Annotated in this window: 5 protein-coding genes; 1 reads left to right on the top strand and 4 read right to left on the bottom strand. The window is 64.6% G+C overall.

Annotated elements, in window-relative coordinates; translation table 11 throughout:
• Positions 1-1363: M2 family metallopeptidase (locus tag ACHWRX_RS08985; protein WP_394658933.1), on the bottom strand; the 1363-nt coding region annotated here is incomplete at its 3' end.
• Positions 1364-1488: 125 nt separating this feature from the next.
• Positions 1489-2244, bottom strand: a complete 756-nt coding sequence (locus ACHWRX_RS08980) for an alpha/beta fold hydrolase (RefSeq protein ID WP_394658932.1) — start codon at positions 2242-2244, stop codon at positions 1489-1491.
• A 130-nt stretch (positions 2245-2374) separates the two neighbouring features.
• Here ACHWRX_RS08980 and ACHWRX_RS08975 point away from each other — a divergent pair, with 130 nt between their 5' ends.
• A complete protein-coding gene (locus tag ACHWRX_RS08975; RefSeq protein ID WP_394658931.1) occupies positions 2375-3841 on the top strand; it encodes a DUF4403 family protein in 1467 nt (488 codons plus the stop codon).
• 67 nt (positions 3842-3908) lie between these two features.
• Here the strand turns inward: ACHWRX_RS08975 and ACHWRX_RS08970 are convergent, their stop codons facing one another.
• Complete coding sequence (locus ACHWRX_RS08970) at positions 3909-5987, bottom strand: prolyl oligopeptidase family protein (RefSeq protein ID WP_394658934.1); 2079 nt, start codon at positions 5985-5987, stop codon at positions 3909-3911.
• A 195-nt stretch (positions 5988-6182) separates the two neighbouring features.
• Positions 6183-6605: a 50S ribosomal protein L17 gene (gene rplQ / locus ACHWRX_RS08965; RefSeq protein WP_058736856.1), complete on the bottom strand. Its 423-nt coding sequence runs from the start codon at positions 6603-6605 to the stop codon at positions 6183-6185.
• Positions 6606-6671 lie beyond the last annotated feature (66 nt).

Below are 6671 nucleotides of genomic sequence, written 5' to 3'. Positions count from 1 at the left end.
ACGCCACCTTGTCCATCGCCTGGCGCAGCAGCAGGCCGGTGTCCTTGTCTGCGCCGGGAACGCGGCTCTTGTCCAGCAGGCCGATGTCGACGAGATACTGCGGCGTGATCGACAGCGCCATGGTGTCACCGATCGCCTCGTGGAAGCCGTCGTTCGCGCCGTCCAGGTAGTAGGACGGCTGCTTGTTGTAGGCGCGCTGGTAGTAATTGTGGCCCAGCTCGTGATGAATGGTGATGAAATCATCGCCGTTGACCTTGGTGCACATCTTGATGCGCAGGTCGTCCTTGTTGTCGATGTCCCAGGCGGAGGCATGGCAGACGACTTCGCGATCGGCGGGCTTGGTGATCTGAGAGCGTTCCCAGAAGGTCTGCGGCAAGGCGGCAAAGCCCAGCGAGGAGTAGAAACCCTCACCCGCCTTGACCATCTTGACCGGGTCGTACCCCTTGGCCTTCAGCAGATCGCCCACATCATAGCCCAGATCGCCCGCGCCGGCCGGGGCGACGATATCGTAGATGTTGCCCCATTCCTGCGCCCACATGTTGCCCAGCAGGTCGGCACGGATCGGGCCGCTCGCCTTTTGCACGCCATCGCCGTACTTCTCGTTCAGCTTGGTGCGGGTGTAGCAGTGCAGCTGGTCGTACAGCGGCTTGACTTCGGCCCACAGCTTTTCGGTCAGCGCGGCGAACTGCTCGGGCGTCATGTCATAGTTTGAACGCCACAGCGCGCCGGTATCGGCGTAGCCCAGTTCCTTGGCGCCGGCGTTCTCCAGCTCCACCATCTTCACGTAGTCCGCCTTCATCGGCTTGCCCACGTTGTCGTGCCAGCTGGTCCACATCTCGGCCAGTTCCGCCGGGTTGCGGTTTTCGCCCATGGCGGCCTCGATGTCGGAGCCGTTGATCGGCTGGCCCTTCAGCGTGCCCTTGCCCTTGCCGTAGATGCCCTGCAGCCGCGCGGTCAGCGTCGCCAGTTCCTCGGCCGCGCCGGGGCGACTGGGGGCGGGCTGCACGATCAGGGTGCGCATCCGGCTGAGCTTGCGGTTGACGTCGTACGACAGGCCCGGCTGCTGCGCGAAAGTCGCGGCCTTCAGCGCGGTGTCGACGTTGAACTTGTCCTTATCGGCCGTGGCGCGTGCCGTCACGGCTTCGCTGTCAACGGTGATGTAGGTGTTATAAACCCAGTCGGCCTGCGCCTGCTCGATCGTCTTCTGGTTGTAGATCGCCTCGGCCTGTTCGACGAACTGGGCGGCGGTCTGCGGCGCGGACGAAGCGGGTGCGGCCGGCGCCGGCGCATCCTGCGCGTTGGCAGGGACGGCAGCGGCCATCGCCCCGGCCAGCGCCAGCAACGATATTGCGTGTGATTTCATGGGTGCCCCGTTATTCTCATTATCAGACGCGCCATGCTGGCGCTGCGCTGACACGCGGTCAAGCGGCGGGTTCGGGGGGCACGCCGTGTCTTTTCGGGCAGCCATCCATGCGTGGCGATGCCCGATTAGGCGTTGAGGAAAGCCACCATCGCCTCACCCAGCGCCGCCTGCGTCACGGATGACATGTGCGTGCCCGGTATCTCGACATAGCGCGCATCGGGCAGAGCCTGGGCCAGCGCAGGGGCGGAGCCGTTATCGTCATCGTCCGCACCACAGACCACCAGCGTCGGCATCGTCACGGCGGCAAGGTCTTCGGCGGACGTATCGTCGACCGACGCCAACAGCAGGCGCGCCGCCACCCGGTCCACCTTCTGGCTCTTCATAAAAGATTTGGAGATGAAGGCCGGATCGCCGTGCTTGATCTCGTCATAGCGGTCGATCGCATCGATGAAGAAGGCGCTGCGCCGCGCCCAATTGCCCAGCCCTTCGATCCCCATGCCGCCCAGGATCAGCTTGCGCGGCCCCAGACCCGCCAAAACCGATCGCACCGCCGTGCGCGATCCCAGCGAGAAGCCGCCCATGTCAAAGTCGGTCAGGCCCAGCTGCTCCACCACCGCCAGCGCATCCCGCACCAGCACGTCGGCGGGGTAGGCCGCAGCGTCGTGCGGCGCTTCGCTTTGGCCATGGGCTCTCAAGTCCGGCATGATCACTTCGAACCCGGCATCGGCCAGCTTCTGCGCCGTGCCGAACTTTATCCAGTTGATCTGCGCGCTGGAAAAAAGGCCATGGAGCAGCAGGAGCGGACGGCCCGATCCCAGGCGATGAACCGCCAGCTGGCATCCACCATATCCCGGCATTGTCTCGATACGCGCGTCGATCATGGATAAGCGGCCTCCTTGAAACGCCACATGGCCCAGGCGGGCAAAGTGGGCAAGGCGCGGGTTTCGGGAACAGCCGCCCAGATCGAGAGTTTGCGCTCGATCGGCAATCGTTCCACAAGGCATCGCGGGCATGCGTCGCTTAGTCGCCCTTTCCAGTGTCGTTCTTTGCCTTTCGGGCTGTGGCACCTCCACTCCCGATACCGTGCCGCCCCGGGCGACCGATGCGATCGCCATCAAGCCGCAATCGTCTTTAATCGCGGTGCCTCTTTCGGCGGACCTCTCCCAGCTGACCGCGACGCTGGAGCGCGAAGTGCCCCGCCGCCTCTGGGCGATCGACAAGCCCGGCCAGGTCTGCGTCGCCAGTGACAAGGTCAAGGTGCTGTTCGTCGAGGTGAAGACCCCGACGATCAAATGCCACATCGTCGGGCAAGTGACGCGCGGCCGCTTGTCCCTGTCCGGATCGGGCCACAACCTGGTCCTGTCGATGCCCGTCCACGCAGTCATCCACGCGCGCGATATCGCCGGCGTGTTGAAGCAGGAAACCGCCTCCGCCGATGCGCAGGTGCAGGCGCGGATCGACCTGGATCTAGGGCCGGACTGGCAGCCGCGCGGCAAGGTTGACCTCGCCTATCGCTGGACCGCGCCGCCCACGCTCGACTTTCTGGGCCAGAAGATCGACCTGTCCGAACCGGCCGACGCCAAGCTAAAGGGCGTCATGGCCCAGTTGGAGCGCACCCTTCCGGGACAGCTCGGCAAGCTGCAACTGCGCGAACAGGCGCAGCAGGCGTGGAATGCGGGCTTCACCTCGCTGCTGCTCAACCGCGCCCATCCGCCGGTGTGGATGCGGGTGACACCACAGGAACTGCAATACGGCGGCTATGATATCGCCAACAACCGCCTGACGCTGCGCCTGGGCCTGCGCGCGGTGACCGAAACGTTCGTCGGCCCGCGCCCGGCCAATCCCGCCATCACGCCGCTGCCGCCGCTATCCCGCCTGACCACCCAGCCCGGCAACCTCAGCTTCTTCATCCCTGTCATCGCGGACTATCGCGAGTTGCAGCCGGTGCTGCTGAAAGCGCTGCACAAGCGGCAGGTTCGCCCCTTCCAGGTCCCCGGCGTGGGGCCGGTATGGGCGCGCTTCAACTCCGCCACGATCTACGGCACCACCGGCGGGCGCATCGCCGTTGGCCTGAACCTGAACGCCAGCGACGAGGCGGGCACGATCGGCAAGGCCCGCGCCACCGTGTGGATGACCGCGATCCCGGTGAACCAGCCCAATTCGCGCCAAGTAGGCTTCGATCAGTTCGAAATCACCGGCAGTACCGATCGCCAGGATGCCAAGCTCGTGCTGAAACTGGCGAACGCGCCCGGTCTTTCTCGGACGATCGCCTACGCCCTGACCCAGAACTTCGAGAAGGATTTCGACAAGTTGCTGGGCAAGGTCGATCGGGCGATCCAGTCCCGCCAGGAAGGCCCCTTCGTGATCCGCGCCGATATCGAACGCGTGGAAACCGGCACTCTCAAAGCCGCAGGGCAAGGCGTGTACCTGCCAGTGCGCGCCACCGGCCGCGCCACCATCACCCTCGCGCCGAAGTAAGGCGGACGGCCGACTATTTCTGCTGCGTCGACCCGAGGCTAAGCCAGGTCGACGCACCAGAAAAGGCTTATTGGGCCGGTGTTTGCAATCCCGACCAACGCGCCAGGAACGCCAGGATGTCAGAGCTTTCCTCGATCACCTTGTCGGTCGGCTTGCCCGAACCATGGCCCGCGCGCGTCTCAATGCGGATCAGGTGCGGCTTGTCCCCCACCTTGGCCGCTTGCAAGGCCGCGGTATACTTGAAGCTGTGCCCCGGAACCACGCGATCGTCGGTATCCGCCGTCGTCACCAGCACCGCCGGATAGTCCACGCCCGCGCGGATATTGTGATAGGGCGAATACTTGCGCAGAACGCGGAAGTCCGCCTCCTTCTCGGGATAGCCGTAGTCGTCCACCCAATAGCGGCCAGCGGTGAAGCGATCGAAGCGCAGCATGTCCATCACGCCCACTTGCGCATTGGCCGCCGCGAACAAGTCCGGCCGCTGGTTCACCACCGCGCCTATCAGCAGGCCGCCGTTGGACCCACCCTGCACCGCCAGGCCGCCCTTGGGAGTGATCCCTTGCGCGATCAGGTACTCGCCCGCCGCGATGAAATCGTCGAACACGTTCTGCTTGTTCGCCAAGCGCCCGCCATCGTGCCACTCCTTGCCATATTCGCCGCCACCGCGCAGGTTGGCCATGGCAAAGGCGCCGCCCGCCTCCAGCCACGCCATGCGCGCCGCCGAGTAGCCGGGCGTCAGCGAAACATCGAAGCCGCCATAACCATAAAGCAGCGTCGGCAACGCCTTGCCCGCCTGCGACGCCACCTTGTTGCGCACGACGAACATCGGCACCTTCGTGCCATCCTTCGAGGCATAGAACCGCTGCTCGATCGCGTATTTGGCGGGGTCGAACTTCAAGGCCGGCTTGGCGAAGGGTTCCGACTTGCCGGTGGCGATGTCCATTCGGTAGATCGCGGCCGGCTGGTTGAAGCTGGAATAGGTATAGAACGTCTCGGGATCGCCGGGCTTCCCGTCAAAACCGGAAGCGGTGCCCAGTTCACCCAGCGTCAGCGTGCGCACCTTCTTGCCATCCAAAGAGACGATCTCTGCATGGCTAGCCGCATCCTTCAGGTAGTTCAGGACCAGCTGGTTGCCGATGATCGTCGCACGCTCCAGCAAATCGCCGCGCTCGGCCACGACTTGCCGGAACTGCGGCTGCGCGGCGGCCATGTCGGCCACCACCAGGCGGTAGCGCGGCGCGTTCTGATTGGTAACAAACCACAAGTTGGTGCCGGTGCTGGCGACCAGTTTCCAATCATCCTTCGGCTCGGCAACGAGCATCCGAATCTTCCACCCGTCCGTCTTGCGGCGCGAGAGGTCGATAACCCGCACCTGCTGCCGGTTATCCGTGCCGGTGCTGCTGGTGATCACGGCGTAGCGCCCGTCCGGCGTCACTTCGGCCGTATGGTTCATTTCGCGCTGATCGGGCGTTTCCAGCACCAGCTGATCGGCGGACTGCGGGGTGCCCACCTTGTGGTAATAGACCTTGTGGTCATAGTTCCGCCCCTGGAATGCCGTGCCCTGCTCCGGCTCGGGGAACCGCGAGTAGAGGAAGCCGTCGTTGCCCACCCAGGCGATCCCGGTGAACTTGGCCCACTTCACCTCATCTGCCAGCGGCTGCCCGGTCTTCACGTCCAGCACCTTGATCACGCGCCAGTCGCTGCCACCGTCCTGCACGCTGTAGAGCAAGTGCCTACCATCGTCGGACGGCTCCCACGCGTCCAGCGCGGTCGCGCCGTCCTTGGCCCAGCTGTTGGGGTCCAGCAGCAGGCGCGGCGTTCCGTTCAGCCCATCGCGCACGAACAGCTGCGCTTGGTTCTGCAGGCCGGAGTTGCGCGTATAGAAGTACCGCCCCGCCGCCTTCACCGGCAGGCCGAAGCGCTCGTAATCGATCAATTCGCGTATCCGCGCCGCGAACCACCCACGCTGGGGCAGCGTATCGAGATAGGCCCGGGTCACGGCGTTCTCACGCTCGACCCAGGCGGCCACTTCCTTGTCGCTGCGGACGTCGTTTTCCAGCCAGCGATAAGGATCGGCAATCTTCTCACCAAAGTGATCCTCCACCACGGTGCCGCGGCGGGTCTCGGGATAGGCAAGTGGCTTCATGGCGTCGGCCCAGATCGGGGTGGTGGCGAATGCGGATACGGCGGCGGCCGCAGCCAGCAGCAGACGGGTGCGTCCAGGACGACGAGACAAGTGGCAACTCTCCGAAAAAGACAAGGCGACCGGTAGCTTAGCGCCCCCGATCGCCCTGGCAATCAACGGATGTGCTTGTCCCGAACCTACGGGACAGCAGAAGCCTCAGGCCTCTTCGTATTCTTCCGCGTCGGCGTTGACCGGACCGGAGTCCTGACCCTTCGCGTCCACGTCGCGATCGACCAGTTCGATCACGCCCATCGGCGCCGCGTCCGAACCGCGATAGCCGGCCTTGATGATGCGGATGTAGCCGCCTTCACGGCCCGAATAACGCTCAGCCAGAACCTCGAACAGCTTCTTTTCCTGCGTCTCGTCCATCAAGCGCGCGTGGGCCAGGCGACGGTTCGACAGGCCACCACGCTTTGCCAGCGTGATCAGCTTTTCGACGTAAGGGCGCAGTTCCTTGGCTTTGGGCAAGGTCGTCTGGATCTGCTCATGCTTGATCAGCGCGGCGGCCATGTTGCGCAGCAGCGCAGTACGGTGGCCAGTGGCACGCTGCAGCTTGCGGCCGCCCATTTTATGACGCATTTTCGTGTACTCCGTTCGTAAGGGGCCCGTGTGAGGTAGCCCGGTCCTGGCCGTCGCTTAAGGGGG

Source organism: uncultured Novosphingobium sp., assembly GCF_964277725.1.
In the GTDB taxonomy this organism is placed as follows: domain Bacteria; phylum Pseudomonadota; class Alphaproteobacteria; order Sphingomonadales; family Sphingomonadaceae; genus Novosphingobium; species Novosphingobium fluoreni.
Note: the sequence above shows the minus strand (reverse complement) of the source record. Positions and strands in the feature narration are given on the sequence as shown.